This is a genomic window from Rathayibacter sp. AY1C6 (assembly GCF_002931535.1).
GTDB lineage: Bacteria > Actinomycetota > Actinomycetes > Actinomycetales > Microbacteriaceae > Rathayibacter.
Genome location: NZ_PSWC01000003.1, coordinates 1 through 17,851, shown reverse-complemented (window position 1 = coordinate 17,851; position 17,851 = coordinate 1). Strand labels below are relative to the sequence as shown.

The window sequence follows — 17,851 nt, the reverse complement described above, 5'->3', positions numbered from 1 at the left end:
CCGACATCGCCCGCTCCGGCGGGCCGAACCCCAGGAAGGACGATCATGCGCACCAGGCTCATGTTCATGACCGCGGGACTCGCAGTAGCGACCCTCGCCCTCGCCGGCTGCTCCGGCGACTCCGGAACCGCCGGCGGCGGCGCCGGTGGAGGCTCCGAGGGAGGGACCTCCGCGTACAAGGTCGCCTCCGACGTCACTCTCGAGGGCAGCCCGACCTTCGACGCGATGACCGCGGACGGCAAGGTCGTCATCGGCGTCAAGGAGGACCAGCCCGGGCTGGGCTACCTCGACGCGGCGACCGGCGAGCGCTCCGGCTTCGACATCGAGATCGCCAAGTGGACCGCCGCCTCGCTCGGCTTCGCGGCCGACGCCATCGAGTTCCAGGCGATCCCGTCGGCCAACCGCGAGGCGTCGATCGTGAACGGCGACATCGACTACTACGTCGGCACCTACTCGATCACCGACAAGCGCAAGGAGCAGGTCGGCTTCGCCGGACCCTACTTCGAGACCGGCCAGCAGCTGCTCGTCGCGGCCGACAACGACACGATCACCGGACCGGACGACCTCACCGCCGACACCACCGTGTGCTCGGCCACCGGCTCCACCCCGATCCAGAACATCCGCACCAACTACCCCGAGGTGAAGACCGAGGAGTTCGACACGTACTCGCAGTGCGTGGACGCCCTCTCCGACGGCACCGTCGACGCCGTCACCACCGACGGCGCGATCCTGATCGGTTACGCCGCTCAGAAGCCCGACGAGCTCAAGGTCGTCGGAGAGCCCTTCAGCACCGAGCTCTACGGCATCGGCCTGCCGAAGGACGACGACGCCCTGCGCCACTTCGTCAACGGCATGCTGACCGACGGCGGCGAGACCTGGAGCGCCATCTACGACGAGACGCTCGGCCAGTCCGGCACGACCGTCACCCAGCCGGCGGTGAACGACTACTAGGAGGCGCCCCGGGCGGCCCGACCGCCGCCCGGGGGTCCCCTCTCCTCGACCACCACCACCGCTCCGACAGAAGGGCCAGCCGCATGGATGTCCTGTTGAACAACCTCGACGTCTACGTCCCGGCCTTCGGCAACACCCTGATCCTCTTCAGCGTCTCGCTCGTGTTCGCCCTGCTGATCGGCACGGTGGTCGGCGCGATGCGCGTCTCGCCCGTCCCGATCGCCCGCGCGGTCGGCACGGTGTACGTGAACACCATCCGGAACACCCCGCTCACGCTGGTGATGTTCTTCTTCGCCTTCGGCTACCCCAAGCTCGACCTGCCGCAGGTGGACTACACGAACCTGGCGATCTGCGCCCTCAGCCTCTACACCGCGACCTACGTCGCGGAGGTGCTGCGCTCGGGCATCAACACCGTGCCGATCGGCCAGGCCGAGGCGGCCCGCGCGATCGGCCTCGACTTCGGCCTCACGATGACGCAGGTCGTCCTGCCCCAGGCCTTCCGCTCCGTGATCCCGCCGCTCATGAGCGTCCTGATCGCGCTGCTGAAGAACACCACCGTCGCCGCCGGCTTCTCGGTCGCGGAGGCGGGCACCATCGTCCGCGTCCTCAACGAGCGCGGCGAGAACAGCCTCATCGTCGTCCTCTGGGTGGCCCTGGTCTTCGTGGTCCTGGTCACCCTGCTCTCGCTCGTCCAACGTCAGCTCGAGAAGAAGTGGAGGGTCGCCCGATGAGCTCCGTCCTCTTCGACAACCCCGGCCCCCGGGCCGTCGTGCGCAACCGCGTCATCGGCGTCGTCGTCGTCCTGCTGATCGCGGCGTTCATCGGCTTCGTGGTCTGGCGCTTCGCGGAGTCCGGCCAGTTCGACGCCTCCAAGTGGCGCGCGTTCGGCTACCCGCTGGTCTGGCAGAGCATCGGCGGCGCCCTCGGCCGCACGCTCGCGGCCTTCGCCACGGCGGGCGTCGCCAGCCTCGTCCTCGGCCTCCTCCTGGCGATCGGCCGGCTCTCGGACCGGCGCTGGATCAACGTCCCCGTCACGCTCTTCATCGAGCTGTTCCGGGCGATCCCCGTCCTGATCCTGATGATGCTGATGTACTACGGCCTGCCGTTCGCGGGCCTCAAGCTCAGCCCCTACCTCGCCGTCGTCATCGCCCTGACCCTCTACAACGGCTCCGTCTTCTCCGAGATCTTCCGCGCCGGCATCGAAGCCCTCCCGCGAGGACAGAAAGAGGCGGGCTACGCGATCGGCCTGCGCAAGTCCGGCGTGATGCGACTCATCCTGTTCCCCCAGGCGATCCGCTCGATGCTGCCCGTGATCATCGCCCAGCTCGTCGTCGCCCTCAAGGACACGGCGCTCGGCTCGATCATCACCTACAACGAGCTGCTGTACTACGCGCGCTACCTGGGCAACCAGTCGAGCCTCGACAGCCCGATCATCCCGGCGGCGATCGTCATCGGAGCGATCTACATCGGCATCTGCCTCCTCCTCTCGGGGCTGGCGAAGTGGATCGAGATCCGCACCAAGAGCGGCGGACGCGGCGGCCGCACCATCGGCGGCCACCCCGCAGCCCGCGCGCAGACGGACACGCAGCTGATCGCTGTGCAGGATTGAACTGTGAGGATCGCCCGAGGGCGATCCTCACCGCGGTCGGCTTCCCGACGGGTCGGGTTCCGCAGAGCGTCCTGCGTCCGGCTAGGAGGAATCGCTCGCACGCGATTCCTCCGTTCGCCTCGAGGGTCCGGCGATCGCTCAGCGCATCGAGCGGTGGTGCTCCGCTCCGGCGTCGTCGACGCGGAGGCGGTGGTGATCGGGGAGTCGCGATCGGTCCGGGCGTCTTCCCGTCCGGCGGCGCCCAGCTTCCTGCCGGTCGAGCAGCCTCCGACCCCGGCGTAGCGAGAACCCGCCCCTGCTGGTCGAGCAACGCCGGTGGCGGGGCTTCGAGAGCCGTCGGCGCAGACGGGGGCCTGGCCGCGGGCGAGCGCGACGAGCACCGCGCGCGGGCGGCGGGAGGGGGCGGAGGCCCTCGCCTACACTGGGGGATCGTGTCAGACAGCAACCCGATCACCGACGAGGCCGTCTTCGCGGCGGTCGCCGACGCCCTCGCCGCCATCGGCGCGGCGGGCGACTCCGCCGCTCTGAAGTCCGCCCGAGCCGCCCACCTCGGCGAGGGGTCCGCCCTCGCCCGCCTCAACGCGCAGATGCGCTCCGTCCCGCCTGAGCACAAGGCGGCGTCCGGCAAGCTCGTCGGCGGTGCCCGCAAGCAGGTGGGCGACGCCTACGCCGCCCGCGAGGCCGAGCTCGTCGAGGCCGAGGACGCGGCCGCGCTCGAGGCCGAGCGCGTGGACGTCACCGCCGGTGCCAGCTTCGTGCGCCGCGGCGCCCGCCACCCCCTCTCTCTGCTCCAGGAGTCGATCGCCGACGTGTTCGTCGGGATGGGCTGGGAGATCGCGGAGGGGCCGGAGCTCGAGAACGAGTGGTTCAACTTCGACGCCCTGAACTTCGACGAGGACCACCCGGCCCGCGCCATGCAGGACACCTTCTTCGTCGACCCCGTCGACTCGCACCTGGTGCTGCGAACGCACACCTCGCCGGTGCAGATCCGCTCGATGCTCGAGCGCCCGCTGCCGCTGTACGTGATCGCTCCGGGCCGGGTGTACCGCACCGACGAGCTCGACGCGACGCACACGCCCGTGTTCACGCAGTTCGAGGGCCTCGCCGTCGACCGCGGCCTGACCATGGCGCACCTGCGCGGCACCCTCGAGCACGTCGCGCGGATCCTCTTCGGCGACGACGCGCGCATCCGCCTGAGGCCGAACTACTTCCCCTTCACCGAGCCCAGCGCCGAGCTGGACGTCTGGCACCCGACCTTCGTCGGTGGTGCCCGCTGGATCGAGTGGGGCGGCTGCGGCATGGTCAATCCGAACGTGCTGCGCGCGGCCGGGATCGACCCGGAGGAGTACTCCGGGTTCGCCTTCGGCATGGGGATCGAGCGGACCCTGATGTTCCGCAACGACGTGAAGGACATGCGCGACATGGTCGAGGGCGACGTCCGCTTCAGCGAGCAGTACGGGATGGTGATCTGATGCGCATCCCGCTGAGCTGGCTGGGGGAGTACGTGGACCTCGAGCAGGACGTCACGACGGAGTCCGTGCACGCGGCCCTGGTGTCGGTCGGCCTGGAGGAGGAGGACGTCCACCGGTTCGAGGTGACCGGGCCCGTCGTCGTCGGCGAGGTGCTCGACCTCGCTCCGGAGCCGCAGAAGAACGGCAAGACCATCAACTGGTGCCACGTCCGCGTGGCCCCGGAGGGCGGGCGGGCCGCCGACGGCGGAGAGGACGTCCGCGGCATCGTCTGCGGAGCCCACAACTTCGCGGCCGGCGACAAGGTCGTCGTGTCCCTGCCGGGTGCGGTCCTGCCCGGGCCGTTCCCGATCTCCGCGCGGAAGACCTACGGGCACGTGTCCGACGGGATGATCGCCTCGAGCCGCGAGCTCGGCCTCGGGGACGACCACGAGGGCATCCTCCGCCTCGCCTCGCTCGGGCTCGACCCGGAGCCGGGCACGGACGCCGTCGCGCTCCTCGGTCTCGACGACGCCGCGGTCGAGGTCAACGTGACGCCCGACCGCGGCTACGCCTTCTCGATCCGCGGCATCGCCCGCGAGTACGCCCACGCCACCGGAGCCGCCTTCCGCGACCCCGCTCGGGCGCTCCCTCCGCACGAGCGCACGGAGACGGCCCCCGTCTTCCCCGTGTCCGTGGCCGACGAGGCGCCGATCCGCGGCCGTGTCGGCGCCTCCGTGTTCGTCACGCGCGTCGTCCGGGGCGTCGACGTCTCACGACCGACGCCGCCGTGGATGCTCGCGCGACTGCGACTGGCCGGCGTCCGCTCGATCTCGCTCGTCGTGGACATCACCAACTACGTGATGTTCGAGCTGGGCCAGCCGCTGCACGGCTACGATCTGGCGACCCTGCAGGGCGGCATCGTGGTGCGCCGCGCCGCACCGGGGGAGACCCTCGAGACGCTCGACGGCCAGACCCGGCGCCTGCACGCGGAGGACCTCGTCATCGCCGACGACGGCGGGGCGATCGGCCTCGCCGGAGTGATGGGGGGCGCGCGCACCGAGATCTCGGACGCCACATCCGACGTCCTGCTCGAGGCGGCGAACTTCGACCCGGTCTCGATCGCCCGGACGGCTCGCCGGCACAAGCTGCCGAGCGAGGCGTCGCGGCGCTTCGAGCGCGGCGTCGACCCCGAGGTGGCCTCGGTCGCCGCGGCCCGCGCGGTGCAGCTGCTGGTGGAGCTCGCCGGCGGCACGGCGGACGAGCTCGGCTCGGTCCTGGCCGACCCGCGCACGGCGGAGCCGGTCGAGCTGCCGGACGGCTACGTCGCAGGCCTCATCGGGGTGGAGTACACCCCGGCGGAGATCCGCGGCGCGCTCGTCGAGATCGGCGCTTCCGTCGAGGCCGGCGGAGCGGGCCTGCTGGTGACTCCGCCGAGCTGGCGCCCGGACCTCGTCGACCGCGCCTCGCTCGCGGAGGAGGTCGCCCGCATCACCGGGTACGACCGCATCCCGGCGATCCTGCCCGTCGCGCCTCCCGGCCGCGGTCTGACCCCGGGCCAGAGGCTGCGCCGCACCCTCGCCCAGGCGCTCGCCGCCGCGGGTCTGACCGAGGTGCTCTCGTACCCGTTCCTCTCGCGCTCGATCAACGACCGGCTCGGCTCGGTCGACGGGGAGCCGCAGGAGCAGATCACGCTCGCGAACCCGCTCGACGCGACCGCGGGCCAGCTGCGGATCTCGCTGCTGCCGGGTCTCGTGCAGGTCGCGGCCCGCAACCGCTCGCGCGGCCTGACGGATCTCGCGGTCTACGAGCTCGGCTCCGTCTTCCTCCCGGCCGCCGGCGGCCCGTTCGGCTCCGGGGCGCTCCCTGCGGGCGGGGCGCGTCCGTCCGCGGAGGTCGAGGCCGAGCTGAACGCGGGCATCCCACCGCAGCCGCGGCACCTCGCGGCGCTGCTCACGGGTGCCGCCGTCGTGCGCCAGCCCGGTGTCGCCGGCCGTGACGTCGACTGGCGCGACGCCCTCGACGTGGTCCGCGAGGTCTCCGCGGCGACCGGCACCGAGCTGGTGCTGCGCCAGGGGGCCCACGCCGCGCTGCACCCGGGCCGCACCGCCGAGGTCGTTCTCGACGGCGCGGTCATCGGGCACGCGGGGGAGCTGCTCCCGGCGCTCGCCGAGGAGCTCGACCTGCCGCGCCGCGTCGCCGTGGTCGAGCTCGACCTGGAGCCGCTGCTCGCGCGGGCCGGGAGGGTCGTCGTGGCCCGCCCGGTGGGCGCGCTGCCCGCCGCGACCCAGGACCTCTCGCTCGTCGTGCCGGTCGGCACCGCGGCGGCTGACGTGCGTGCCGCCGTCGCCGAGGGGGCGGGCGAGCTGCTCGAGGCGATCCGCCTGGTCGACGACTACCGCGGCACCGGGCTCGCCGAGGGGACGAAGTCGCTGACCTTCGCGCTGCGCTTCCGCGCGCCGGACCGCACGCTCACCGCGGCCGAGGCGACGGCCGCGAAAGAGAACGGCGTGGCCGTGGCGGCGGAGCGCTTCGGCGCCCGACTCCGCGAGTGAGGCCGGGGGTCCCGTCCGGTTCGGCCGGGCGGGGCCCCGCACCCGCACCGGCTAGGCTCTCGGGCATGACTTTCTCCGTGGCGGTGGCCGGTGCGAGCGGCTACGCGGGCGGCGAGCTGCTGCGACTGCTCGCCGACCACCCCGAGTTCGAGGTGCGCACGGTGACGGCGCACGCCAACGCGGGTCAGCCCCTCGTCGCCGTGCACCCGCACCTCCGCTCGCTCCGCGACCTCGTCCTCGTCGACACGACGACCGGGAACCTCGCCGGGCACGACGTCGTCTTCCTCGCCCTCCCGCACGGGAAGTCGGGCGAGATCACCGCGACCCTCCCCGAGGACGTCCTCGTCGTCGACTGCGGCGCCGACCACCGCTTGACCGACCCGCAGGACTGGGCCGACTTCTACGGGGGCGACTTCGCCGGGTCCTGGCCCTACGGGCTCCCGGAGCTGCTGATCGGCGGCGGCGGACGCAAGCAGCGCGAGGCGCTCGCCGGAGTGCGGCGCATCGCCGTCCCCGGCTGCAACGTCACGGCGATCACGCTCGGCCTGGCCCCCGGCCTGCACGCCGGAGTGATCGAGTCGTCGGACCTCGTCGCGGTCCTCGCCGTCGGACCCTCGGGTGCGGGCAAGAGCCTGCGGACCGACCTCCTCGCCAGCGAGCTCCTCGGCTCCGCGCACGCCTACGGCCTCGGCGGAGCGCACCGCCACAATCCCGAGATCCGGCAGAACCTCCTGCTCGCCGGAGCCGGACCCGTCTCGATCTCGTTCACCCCGGTCCTCGTGCCGATGTCCCGGGGCATCCTGGCGACCTCGACCGCGCGCCTCGCTCCCGGCGTCTCCGCGCAGGACGTGCGCGCCGCGTGGGAGACCGCCTACGGCGACGAGACCTTCGTCCAGCTGCTCCCGGAGGGCTCCTTCCCCCGGACGGCCGACGTGGTGGGGGCGAACACCGCTCTGATCGGACTCGCCGTGGACGAGCGGGCCCGCCGCGTCGTGGTCGTCTCGGCCATCGACAACCTGGTCAAGGGCACCGCGGGCGCAGCCGTCCAGTCCACCAACATCGCCCTGGGACTCCCGGAGTCCCTCGGCCTGAGCGTGAACGGAGTCGCGCCGTGAGCGTCACCGCAGCAGCAGGGTTCCGGGCGGCCGGAGTCGTCGCCGGGCTCAAGTCGACCGGAGCGCGCGACGTCGCGCTCGTGCAGAACCTCGGCCCGCTGCAGAGCGCCGCCGCGGTCTTCACGAGCAACCGCTGCAAGGCGAACCCCGTCCTCTGGAGCGAGCAGGTGATGCGCGACGGCGTCGTCTCGGCGATCGTCCTCAACTCCGGCGGCGCCAACTGCTACACGGGTGCTCAGGGCTTCCAGGTCACCCACCGCACCGCGGAGCTCGTGGGCGAGAGCCTCGAGGTGTCCGCCGGCGACGTGCTGGTGTGCTCCACCGGGCTGATCGGCGACCAGCTCGACCTCGCGAAGCTCACCACCGGCGTGACCGGCGCCTCCGCCGAGCTCGCCGGGGGACCCGAGGCGGGCGAGGCGGCCGCCCGCGCGATCATGACCACCGACACGGTCCCGAAGCAGGCGGTGGTCCGCTCCGAGCAGGGCTGGAGCATCGGCGGCATGGCCAAGGGCGCCGGGATGCTCGCGCCGGGTCTGGCGACGATGCTGGTCGTGATCACGACCGACGCGGCCCTCGAGTCCGCCGCTCTCGACACCGCCCTGCGTGCCGCGACCCGCGTCACCTTCGACCGCCTCGACTCGGACGGCTGCATGTCGACGAACGACACCGTCGCACTGCTCGCGAGCGGCGCCAGCGGCGTCGAGGCCGACGCCGACGAGTTCACCGCGGCCCTGACCGCGGTCTGCCGCGACCTCACCCTGCAGCTGCAGGCCGACGCGGAGGGCGCCGCCCACGACGTCGCGATCCGCGTGCTGAACGCCGCGACCGAGGACGAGGCCGTGGTCGTCGCCCGCGCCGTCTCCCGCAGCAACCTGTTCAAGGCCGCGATCTTCGGCAAGGATCCCAACTGGGGCCGCGTCCTCGCCGCCGTGGGCACGACCGATGCGCAGTTCGACCCGTACGGCATCGACGTCGCGATGAACGGGGTGCAGGTCTGCCTCGCGGGCGAGCCGCACGAGAGCCGCGACCTCGTCGACCTCGCCCCTCGGGAGGTCGCCGTCGACATCGACCTGCACGCCGGCGACGCGACGGCCACGATCTGGACCAACGACCTCACGCACGACTACGTGCACGAGAACTCCGCGTACTCGAGCTGAGGCGGCCATGAGCGACGACACCACTCTCTCGGCCGAGAGCCGCGCCGAGCGCGACGCCGCGCCCGGGAAGGCCGCGACGCTCATCGAGTCGCTGCCCTGGCTGCAGAGCTTCCACGGGCGCACGATGGTGATCAAGTTCGGCGGCAACGCGATGGTGTCGGAGGAGCTGCAGCGCTCCTTCGCCCAGGACATGGTCTACCTGCGCTACGCCGGGATCCGCCCCGTGGTCGTCCACGGCGGCGGGCCCCAGATCTCGCGGATGCTCGACCGGCTCGGGATCGAGAGCGAGTTCCGGGGCGGCTACCGGGTCACGAGCCCCGAGGCGATGGAGGTGGTGCGGATGGTGCTCACCGGCAGCATCAGCCGCGACATCGTCCGCCGGATCAACGAGCACGGCCCCCTCGCCGCCGGCATCTCCGGTGAGGACGCGGGCCTCTTCGTCGGCCGCCGCCGCGGTGTCGTGATCGACGGCGAGGAGCACGACCTCGGACTCGTCGGAGACGTGATCGCCGTGGACCCCGCCGCCGTCCTCGCTCAGCTCGAGGCCGGCCGGATCCCGGTCGTGTCCTCGATCGCCCCCGACTCGGACGACCCCACGCAATCGCTGAACGTCAACGCCGACGCCGCCGCCGCCGCGCTGGCCGTCGCGCTCGGCGCCGAGAAGCTCGTCGTCCTCACCGACGTGGCCGGCCTCTACTCCGACTGGCCCGACCGCGAGTCGCTCGTCCCGCACATCCGCTCGGACGACCTCGCGGCTCTGCTGCCCTCGCTCGAATCGGGCATGATCCCCAAGATGACCGCCTGCCTCGACGCCGTGCGCGGGGGAGTGCCCAAGGCCGCCATCATCGACGGCCGCATCCCGCACTCGATCCTGCTCGAGGTGTTCACCTCGGAGGGCATCGGCACCGAGGTCGTCGCCTCGCTCGACCCCCGCGACCGGGAGCGAATGTCGGGCCGCTGATCCTCAGCGGCCCCGGCTCCGAGCGCCCGTCCCGTCCGGGACGCGCGCACCGTCGGCCCTCGCGGCCGGACCGCTCCGATCGAAAGGCCACCATGTCCATCCCCACGACCGCGTCCCGCACCGGCTCGGCGCGCGACCGCTACTCCGCCGCGATGATGCAGACCTTCGCGCCGCCGCTCGCCGTGCTCGAGCGCGGCGAGGGCTGCCGGGTCTGGGACGTCGACGGGCGGGAGTACCTCGACTTCCTCGGCGGCATCGCCGTCAACTCGCTGGGCCATGCGCATCCCGTGTTCGTCGAGGCCGTGACGCGCCAGGCCGGTGCGCTCGCCCACGTCTCCAACTACTTCGCGACCGCCCCGCAGATCGAGCTCGCCGAGACCCTGCGCCGCCTCACCGGGGCCGGGGAGACGGGCCGCGTCTACTTCGCCAACTCGGGGACCGAGGCCAACGAGGCGGCCTTCAAGCTGGCGCGGCTGAACGCGGCCGGCGGCCGGCACCGCGTCCTGGCGCTGCAGAACGCGTTCCACGGGCGGACGATGGGCGCGCTCGCGCTGACCGGCAAGGCGGCCATGCGCGCGCCGTTCGAGCCGATGCCGGGAGGGGTCGAGCACCTCGAGGCGAGCATCGAGGCCCTCGAGGCGGCTCTCGACGAGTCCGTCGCCGCGCTGATCGTCGAGCCCATCCAGGGGGAGGCGGGCGTCATCCCGCTGCCGGCCGGCTACCTCGAGCGCGCGCGGGAGCTCACCCGCGAGCACGGCGCGCTGCTCATCGTCGACGAGATCCAGACCGGGGTCGGGCGGACCGGACGCTGGTTCGCCTACCAGGAGGCGGGGATCCTGCCCGACGCCGTCACCCTTGCCAAGGGGCTCGGCGGAGGCTTCCCCGTCGGAGCGCTGGTGACCTTCGGCGAGGCGTCCGACCTCCTGCAGAAGGGCCACCACGGCAGCACCTTCGGCGGCAATCCGCTCGCGACCGCCGTGGCCGGAGCCGTGCTCGCCGAGATCGAGCGCGCCGACCTTCTCGGCAACGCGCGGGAGCGCGGGGCGCAGATCGTCGACGCGCTGACCGCTCTCGACTCGCCCCTGATCGGAGGGGTCCGCGGCGCGGGCCTCCTCCTGGGCATCGCCCTGACCCGGCCGGTCGCCGCCGAGCTCGCCGCCGCCTGCCTCGACGCCGGCCTGATCGTGAACGCGGCGAACGACTCGAGCATCCGGCTCGCGCCTCCGCTCGTGGTGACCGCCGCCGACGTCGCCGATTTCGCCGAGCGCTTCGGCCGCGCACTGCAGACCCTCTGACCCCGTACCTCCACCGAAAGCGACCAGCACCGTGACCCGCCACTTCCTCCGCGACGACGACATCACTCCCGCCGAGCAGGCCGAGATCCTCGACCTCGCCCTCGAGCTCAAGCGCGACCGCTTCTCCCGGAAGCCCCTCGCCGGGCCGCAGACCGTCGCCGTGATCTTCGACAAGTCCTCCACGCGCACCCGTGTCTCCTTCGCGGTCGGCATCGCCGATCTCGGCGGCAGCCCCCTGATCATCTCGACCGCGAGCAGCCAGCTCGGCGGCAAGGAGACCGCCTCCGACACGGCGCGGGTGCTGGAGCGCCAGGTCGCCGCCATCGTGTGGCGCACCTACGCGCAGTCGGGCCTGGAGGAGATGGCGCGCAGCACGCGCGTGCCGGTCGTCAACGCGCTCTCGGACGAGTTCCACCCGTGCCAGCTCCTCGCCGACCTGCTGACCATCCGCGAGCACCGCGGTCACCTCGCCGGCCTCACGCTCACGTTCTTCGGCGACGGAGCGAGCAACATGGCGCACTCGTACCTCCTGGCGGGGGCCACGGCCGGCATGCACGTCCGCATCGTCTCTCCGGAGTCGTACTCGCCGGACGCGGCGGTCCTGGCCGATGCGCAGCGCATCGCCGCGACCACCGGCGGATCGGCGATCACCACGACCGACCCCGACGAGGGCGCGGCCGGCTCCGACATCGTGATCACGGACACGTGGGTGTCGATGGGCAAGGAGGACGAGAAGGCGGCGCGCGTCGCGACCTTCGGCGCCTACCGGGTCGACGCCGCCACGATGGCCGCTGCCGCTCCCGACGCGCTGTTCCTGCACTGCCTGCCGGCGGATCGCGGCTACGAGGTGACCGCCGACGTGATCGACGGCCCGCAGAGCGTGATCTGGGACGAGGCGGAGAACCGCCTGCACGCGCAGAAGGCCCTGCTCGTGTGGCTCCTGGAGCGCGCCGGCACCGCCGACGCCGCTCAGTAGACTCGACAGCCGAACCCGAGGAGAACCATGACGGAACGACCCTCCGCCCGCGCGGGCGAGGCCGGAGCCCTCTGGGGCGGCCGCTTCGCCGGCGGCCCCTCGCCCGAGCTCGCCGCGCTCTCGAGGTCGACCCACTTCGACTGGCAGCTCGCCCCCTACGACCTCGCCGGCTCCCGCGCCCACGCCCGGGCGCTCGCCGGAGCGGGCTACCTCGACGACGCCGAGCTCACCGCGATGCTCGCGGCGCTCGACCGGCTCGAGGCTGCCGTCGCCGACGGGAGCTTCGCCGCCGACGAGTCGGACGAGGACGTGCACGGCGCCCTCGAGCGCGGCCTGATGCTCGAAGCCGGTCCCGAGCTCGGCGGCAAGCTCCGCGCGGGGCGCTCGCGCAACGACCAGATCGCCACCTTCGTCCGGATGTACCTCCGCGACCACGCGGCGCTCGTCTCGGAGCTGGTGGTGCAGCTCATCGACGCCCTCGCCGCGCAGGCGTCGGCGCACCCGACGGCGATCATGCCCGGGCGCACCCACCTCCAGCACGCTCAGCCCGTGCTCCTCGCGCACCATCTGCTCGCCCACGGCTGGGCGCTGCTGCGCGATCTGGAGCGCCTGCGGGACTGGGCCGTCCGGGCGGACGTCTCGCCCTACGGCTCGGGCGCCCTCGCCGGCTCGACCCTCGGCCTCGACGCCGAGGCGGTCGCCCGCGATCTCGGCTTCGCGTCGAGCGTGCCGAACTCGATCGACGGGACGGCCAGCCGCGACCTCGTCGCCGAGTTCGCCTTCGTCACCGCCATGATCGGGATCGACGTCTCGCGCATCGCGGAGGAGGTCATCCTCTGGAACACGCGGGAGTTCGCCTTCGTTACGCTCGACGACGGCTACTCGACTGGGTCCTCGATCATGCCGCAGAAGAAGAACCCCGACATCGCCGAGCTCGCCCGGGGGAAGTCCGGCCGCTTGATCGGCAACCTCACCGGGCTGCTCGCGACCCTCAAGGCGCTGCCGCTCGCCTACAACCGCGACCTGCAGGAGGACAAGGAGCCGGTCTTCGACTCGGTGACGACCCTCGAGGTGCTGCTGCCCGCGTTCAGCGGCATGATCGCGACCCTCACCTTCCACACCGACCGGATGGCGGAGCTCGCGCCCCAGGGCTTCTCCCTCGCGACCGACGTGGCCGAGTGGCTCGTGAAGAAGCACGTGCCCTTCCGGGACGCCCACGAGATCACCGGTGAGCTGGTCAAGCTGGCGGAGTCGCAGGGGAGGGGGCTCGAGGATCTCGACGACGCCGCGCTCGCCTCGGTGTCGCCGCTGCTCACTCCCGACGTGCGGTCCGTCCTCAGCATCGAGGGATCGGTGGCGAGCCGGGACGGTGTCGGCGGCACGGCTCCCGACCGCGTCGCGGAGCAGCTCGCCCGGCTGACCGAGCGCGTCCGGGTCGTGCGCGGATCCCTCCGAGGGGAACGCCCGTGACTCTTCGAGGAGCGCCGGGCGACGACGGCCGTCCGCCGCTGCGCCCCTGGCAGCAGCGGACTCTGGTGCTCGTCGCCGCAGTCGTCATCGTCGCGGTGATCGTGATCACCCTCGTGTCGGGCCAGAGCTTCTTCTGAGCGCCGACCTCCCCGATCTCTCGCGCTCGGCCCTCGAGGTGGCACCGGAGCTGCTCGGCCGCGTCCTCCTGCACCGCACGCCGGAGGGCGTGGTCGGCGTCCGGCTGACCGAGGTCGAGGCGTACCTCGGAACCGGTGAGGATCCGGGCTCGCATGCGCACCGCGGACCGACACCCCGGACGGCTCCCATGTTCGGTCCGCCCGGGTCCGTGTACGCGTACTTCACCTACGGGATGCACACCTGCGTGAACATCGTCTGCTCCCCGGCGGGTACGGCGTCGGCGGTGCTGCTGCGCGCCGGCGAGGTCGTATCGGGGGAGGATCTCGCGATGATCCGGCGCGGACCCGTTCGCAGCCGGGATCTGGCCCGCGGACCCGCACGGCTGGCGAAGGCCCTCGGAGTCCGTCTCACCGAGTCGGGCGACCCGCTCGAGGCGGCGTTCGAGCTGCTGCCGGGGGAGAGGCCGTCCTCCGTGGTGGCGGGCCCGCGCACCGGAGTCTCGGGCCCGGGCGGCGGGGACGACTTCCCGTGGCGCTTCAGCATCCAGGCCGACCCCACCGTCTCGCCCTACCGGAGAGCAGTGCCCCGGCGGCGGCCCGGAGCTCAGCCCGCGAGGTAGAGCCGGGCGAGAACGCCGAGAGCCGCCGCCCAGGCGAGGCTCGCCAGCGTGCCGATGATGAACCGCTCGCGCGCTTCCGGGGAGGCGAGCTCGCTGAAGCGGCCGACGCCCTTGATCGCCACCACGACCGCGATCCCCTCGGGGAGACCGCTCATCAGCGCGCCGGCCGTCGCGATCCGCTCGAGGACCCCGATCGTCGTCCCCCCGCGCAGCACCTCGATCGGCTGGCCGATCGCCGAGGGCGCGCTCCCGGCGGCGGGGCGGGAGGTTCCGGCGACCATGATGCCGCCGTGGCTGCCGCTGCGGGAGTCGGCCGTCGCGAGCCGGAGGGTGAGCAGCACGACCGGCCCGCCGCCCGCGATCGCCAGCGCGAAGGCCAGCACCGCTACCAGGACGGAGTGGATCGGGGGCGCGGACGGTCCGGCGACCGCCGTGAGCAGGAAGGCGGCGGCCGCCGCCACGACGGGGATCCAGGCGAGCTGCGGACGGCGAAGGCGCACGGCGAGCACCGCACCGGCGAGTCCGGCGAGCAGCACGAGCACCACGCCCGTCCACGAGGCGGACTGCAGCGCGGAGGCGAGGAGCAGGGCGGGGGATCCGGGGGCTGCCGTCATCGGGGTGTCCTCTCGTCGGTGGGGTCGAGCGTACGGTCGACCACTGTCAGCAGGCGCGCGAGCGCGTCACGGGCGGGAGCGTCGACCCGAGCACTCGCCGCGCGGACCCGGAGGCTGACCGCCTGCGGGCTGACGGCGAGGCGCTCGGCCGCATCCTTCTGGGAGAGGCCGCTCTCGAGCAGGTCGACGATCTGCCAGCCGGCCTCGGAGCGCGCGTCGCGCAGCAGGAGGAGCGGATCGATCAGCGCCTGGACGTCCGCCGGTGCCGGCGCCGCCGTTCCCGGTGCGTCCGGATCGAGGGAGAAGCGCGTAGGCCGGCCCTTCGCCGCCTCGACCGCCCGGCGCGCCGCGAAGTACGCCTCGCCGGTCGCCGCTCTCGTGGTCGCCGGGAGCGGCCGGTCGACGGGTCCGATCCCGAGGCCGATGCTCCAGTGGCCGGTCCGGTGCAGCTCGAGTACGAGTGTGACGACGGCATCGGCCCGGTCGAGCACGCACTGGAACTCGTCGCCCGCCGTCCGCTCCGGGGGCAGGACGAACGTCGCCCGACCGTCGTCGATCAGGCTCGCGATCGCCTGGTCCACGCGGTCGTGGTCGTGCCTGCTGTCGCGCTGATCCGCGGTGACGACGAACATCGGACCTCCCCGATCAAGTATCCGCACTTGATCGCCCGAGATCAAGCCTGTGCGCTTGATTGGTGGAGACCGGCTTCTTCCCGCCACGGTAGCCTGGTCGGGTGATCGACCAGCACCTCCCCGGGTCCGCGACGAGCCCGAAGCTCGACCCCGCCTTCGACTCCGTGTGGGACGAGCTGGTCTGGCGAGGCTCGGTGCACGTGTCGACCGACGCCGGAACGCTGCGCGAGCTGCTGTCGGGGGAGCCGATCACCTACTACTGCGGGTTCGACCCGACCGCGCCCAGCCTCCACCTCGGGAACCTGGTGCAGCTGATCGTCATGCGCCGGCTCCAGCTGGCTGGGCATCGGCCGCTCGGGCTCGTCGGCGGCTCGACCGGGCTGATCGGGGATCCGCGTCCGACGGCCGAGCGGACGCTGAACTCGCGCGAGACGGTGACGGCGTGGGTCGAGCGCCTCCAGGCGCAGGTGTCCCGGTTCGTTCCCGCGGGCGGCGACAACGGGCTGCGCCTGGTCAACAACCTCGACTGGACCGCTCCGCTGTCGGCGATCGACTTCCTGCGGGAGATCGGGAAGCACTTCCGCGTGGGGACGATGCTCAAGAAGGACGCGGTCAGCGCCCGCCTCAACTCCGACGCGGGGATCAGCTACACCGAGTTCAGCTACCAGATCCTGCAGGGACTCGACTACCTGGAGCTCTACCGGCAGTACGGGTGCGTCCTGCAGACCGGCGGCAGCGACCAGTGGGGCAACCTGACGAGCGGGACCGACCTGATCCACCGCACGGAGGGCGTGTCGGTCCACGCGATCGGCACACCCCTGGTGATGAACTCCGACGGCACCAAGTTCGGCAAGAGCGAGGGCAACGCCGTCTGGCTCGACTCCGAGCTCACCAGCCCGTACGCGTTCTACCAGTTCTGGGTCAACACGGACGACCGTGACGTCGCCGACCGCCTGCGGATCTTCACCTTCCTGCCGCGCACGGAGATCGAGCGCCTGGAGAAGGCCGCTGCCGACGAGCCGTTCCGCCGGGAGGCGCAGCGCGCGCTCGCCTGGGAGGTCACGTCGCTGGTGCACGGAGCGGAGGCGACGCGCTCGGTGATCGACGCCTCGGCCGCGCTCTTCGGCAAGGGCTCGCTCGAGGGGATCGACCCGGTCATCCTCCGCGGCGCGCTCGAGGCGGTGCCCTCGATGGAGGCGACCCCGGAGACGCCGGCGCTGCAGGCGTTCGTCGAGACCGGACTCGTCGCCAGCACGGGGGAGGCGCGGCGGGCTCTCGCCCAGGGCGGGCTCTCGGTGAACAACACCGCCCTCCCGTCCGAGACCGTCACGCTCGGCGAGCTCCCGTTGATCGACGGGATCGCCGTCCTCCGTCGCGGCAAGAAGAGCTTCGCCGGGGCCTTCGTCCGCTGACCGCGTGCCCGCTGTCCTCGAGCGGACGCGGGCGATGACGGCGTCGGCGGTCTCATCAGCTCGGTGTCCGGTAGCCGGTAGCCGGTAGCCGGTAGCCGGTGTCGGGTACCGAGTCGGACACTCAGCGACGCACGGCCCCTGAATCGCGACACGCCCGGGACGCAGGCGATTTGCCGCTCGGCCGAGGCCCGACGTAATGTAACTCCTCGTCACCCCAAAGGAGCGGCAAGCGGGAGTCAGGCGCAGAGCGTCGAGACCAGCTGGCCCACCTCAAGCGGGGACCATCCCCTCACTCCCAGGCCTGTTAGAGATTCGTCTCTTGAAGACTGCGGGATCGCGAGCGTAAGATGCAAAGCCTCCACGGGGCACGGTCCCGGCTTCGTTGCAAGGCCTCACGGCCGAGCCCGGTGCAGCGGTGCGGTCCTCGATCGTGCAGCGAACACCACGAAGAAGCCGGACTTGACACGGCCTGCGGATGTGCTAAGTTAGTCAAGTTGCCACGGAGGCGATCGGGACTTCGGTTCTGACAAGCCTAACCGGTCTCGGCAAGCAAGACAAATCGAGTGGCTCACGCCCTCGTACAGCAAACTTCGATCACTTTCGTTGTGAAGCACCGTTCTGGTGTGGAGGCGGGATGTGTCCGATTCTTGAGAACTCAACAGCGTGCACTATGTTCAATGCCAATTTTATACCCCGGCCTTGATCTTCGGATCGGGTTGGGATTCCTTTGGAAATTGATGTCAGCTTCCGGCTTTCGGGTCGGAGAGATGTCTTATTTGCTAGAGGTCAAACTTGACTCCCCTTCTCTTCGGGGTTGGGGGTCGTAATTTTTTTACGGAGAGTTTGATCCTGGCTCAGGACGAACGCTGGCGGCGTGCTTAACACATGCAAGTCGAACG

The 17,851-nt window shown here is 71.9% G+C and carries 16 protein-coding genes and 1 rRNA gene; 15 read left to right on the top strand and 2 right to left on the bottom strand.

Annotated elements, in window-relative coordinates:
• Positions 1–45 precede the first annotated feature (45 nt).
• The 13 genes from C5D36_RS02930 (at position 46) to C5D36_RS02875 (ending at position 14,294) form a co-directional block, all read left to right on the top strand.
• Positions 46–951 carry a glutamate ABC transporter substrate-binding protein gene (locus C5D36_RS02930; protein ID WP_181068347.1) on the top strand — a complete coding sequence of 302 codons (906 nt, stop codon included), beginning with the start codon at positions 46–48 and terminating at the stop codon, positions 949–951.
• An 83-nt stretch (positions 952–1,034) separates the two neighbouring features.
• Positions 1,035–1,682, top strand: coding sequence for an amino acid ABC transporter permease (locus C5D36_RS02925; RefSeq protein WP_104224491.1), 648 nt, complete (start codon positions 1,035–1,037; stop codon positions 1,680–1,682).
• Complete coding sequence (locus C5D36_RS02920) at positions 1,679–2,560, top strand: amino acid ABC transporter permease (RefSeq protein ID WP_104295165.1); 882 nt, start codon at positions 1,679–1,681, stop codon at positions 2,558–2,560. The genes C5D36_RS02925 and C5D36_RS02920 overlap by 4 nt, the downstream gene beginning before the upstream one ends.
• A 431-nt stretch (positions 2,561–2,991) precedes the next feature.
• On the top strand, positions 2,992–4,032 hold the full coding sequence (gene pheS / locus C5D36_RS02915) for a phenylalanine--tRNA ligase subunit alpha (RefSeq protein ID WP_104292054.1): 1,041 nt from the start codon (positions 2,992–2,994) through the stop codon (positions 4,030–4,032).
• Positions 4,032–6,563 (top strand): phenylalanine--tRNA ligase subunit beta, encoded by a 2,532-nt coding sequence (pheT, locus tag C5D36_RS02910; RefSeq protein ID WP_104292055.1) that lies wholly within the window; start codon positions 4,032–4,034, stop codon positions 6,561–6,563. The genes pheS and pheT overlap by 1 nt, the downstream gene beginning before the upstream one ends.
• A gap of 65 nt (positions 6,564–6,628) precedes the next feature.
• Entirely contained in the window at positions 6,629–7,678 is a 1,050-nt protein-coding gene (gene argC / locus C5D36_RS02905) for an N-acetyl-gamma-glutamyl-phosphate reductase (protein ID WP_104292056.1), read from the top strand.
• Positions 7,675–8,835 (top strand): bifunctional glutamate N-acetyltransferase/amino-acid acetyltransferase ArgJ, encoded by a 1,161-nt coding sequence (gene argJ / locus C5D36_RS02900; protein ID WP_104292057.1) that lies wholly within the window; start codon positions 7,675–7,677, stop codon positions 8,833–8,835. Before argC ends, argJ begins: the two co-directional genes overlap by 4 nt.
• 7 nt (positions 8,836–8,842) lie before the next feature.
• Positions 8,843–9,796, top strand: a complete 954-nt coding sequence (gene argB / locus C5D36_RS02895) for an acetylglutamate kinase (protein WP_104295164.1) — start codon at positions 8,843–8,845, stop codon at positions 9,794–9,796.
• Between the two features lie 92 nt (positions 9,797–9,888).
• Complete coding sequence (locus C5D36_RS02890) at positions 9,889–11,091, top strand: acetylornithine transaminase (RefSeq protein ID WP_104295163.1); 1,203 nt, start codon at positions 9,889–9,891, stop codon at positions 11,089–11,091.
• Positions 11,092–11,122: 31 nt separating this feature from the next.
• Positions 11,123–12,067, top strand: a complete 945-nt coding sequence (argF, locus tag C5D36_RS02885) for an ornithine carbamoyltransferase (RefSeq protein WP_104238645.1) — start codon at positions 11,123–11,125, stop codon at positions 12,065–12,067.
• 27 nt (positions 12,068–12,094) lie between these two features.
• The gene (argH, locus tag C5D36_RS02880; protein ID WP_104250193.1) at positions 12,095–13,537 is read left to right on the top strand and encodes an argininosuccinate lyase; all 1,443 of its coding nucleotides are present in this window, start codon (positions 12,095–12,097) and stop codon (positions 13,535–13,537) included.
• The gene (locus C5D36_RS16760) at positions 13,534–13,674 is read left to right on the top strand and encodes a hypothetical protein (RefSeq protein ID WP_160034127.1); all 141 of its coding nucleotides are present in this window, start codon (positions 13,534–13,536) and stop codon (positions 13,672–13,674) included. Before argH ends, C5D36_RS16760 begins: the two co-directional genes overlap by 4 nt.
• Positions 13,671–14,294 (top strand): DNA-3-methyladenine glycosylase, encoded by a 624-nt coding sequence (locus tag C5D36_RS02875; RefSeq protein WP_104295162.1) that lies wholly within the window; start codon positions 13,671–13,673, stop codon positions 14,292–14,294. Before C5D36_RS16760 ends, C5D36_RS02875 begins: the two co-directional genes overlap by 4 nt.
• Here the strand turns inward: C5D36_RS02875 and C5D36_RS02870 are convergent.
• Together C5D36_RS02870 and C5D36_RS02865 are read right to left on the bottom strand one after the other, a co-directional pair.
• Positions 14,279–14,908: a hypothetical protein gene (locus tag C5D36_RS02870; protein WP_258062851.1), complete on the bottom strand. Its 630-nt coding sequence runs from the start codon at positions 14,906–14,908 to the stop codon at positions 14,279–14,281. The two genes, C5D36_RS02875 and C5D36_RS02870, sit on opposite strands and share 16 nt — an antisense overlap.
• Entirely contained in the window at positions 14,905–15,540 is a 636-nt protein-coding gene (locus C5D36_RS02865; RefSeq protein WP_104295161.1) for a DNA-binding protein, read from the bottom strand. Before C5D36_RS02865 ends, C5D36_RS02870 begins: the two co-directional genes overlap by 4 nt.
• A gap of 101 nt (positions 15,541–15,641) precedes the next feature.
• Between C5D36_RS02865 and tyrS the strand changes: the two genes are divergently transcribed.
• Together tyrS and C5D36_RS02855 are read left to right on the top strand one after the other, a co-directional pair.
• Positions 15,642–16,952, top strand: a complete 1,311-nt coding sequence (gene tyrS, locus C5D36_RS02860; protein ID WP_104295160.1) for a tyrosine--tRNA ligase — start codon at positions 15,642–15,644, stop codon at positions 16,950–16,952.
• Positions 16,953–17,783: 831 nt separating this feature from the next.
• Positions 17,784–17,851: ribosomal RNA gene (locus tag C5D36_RS02855) — 16S ribosomal RNA — on the top strand; the annotation flags it as partial.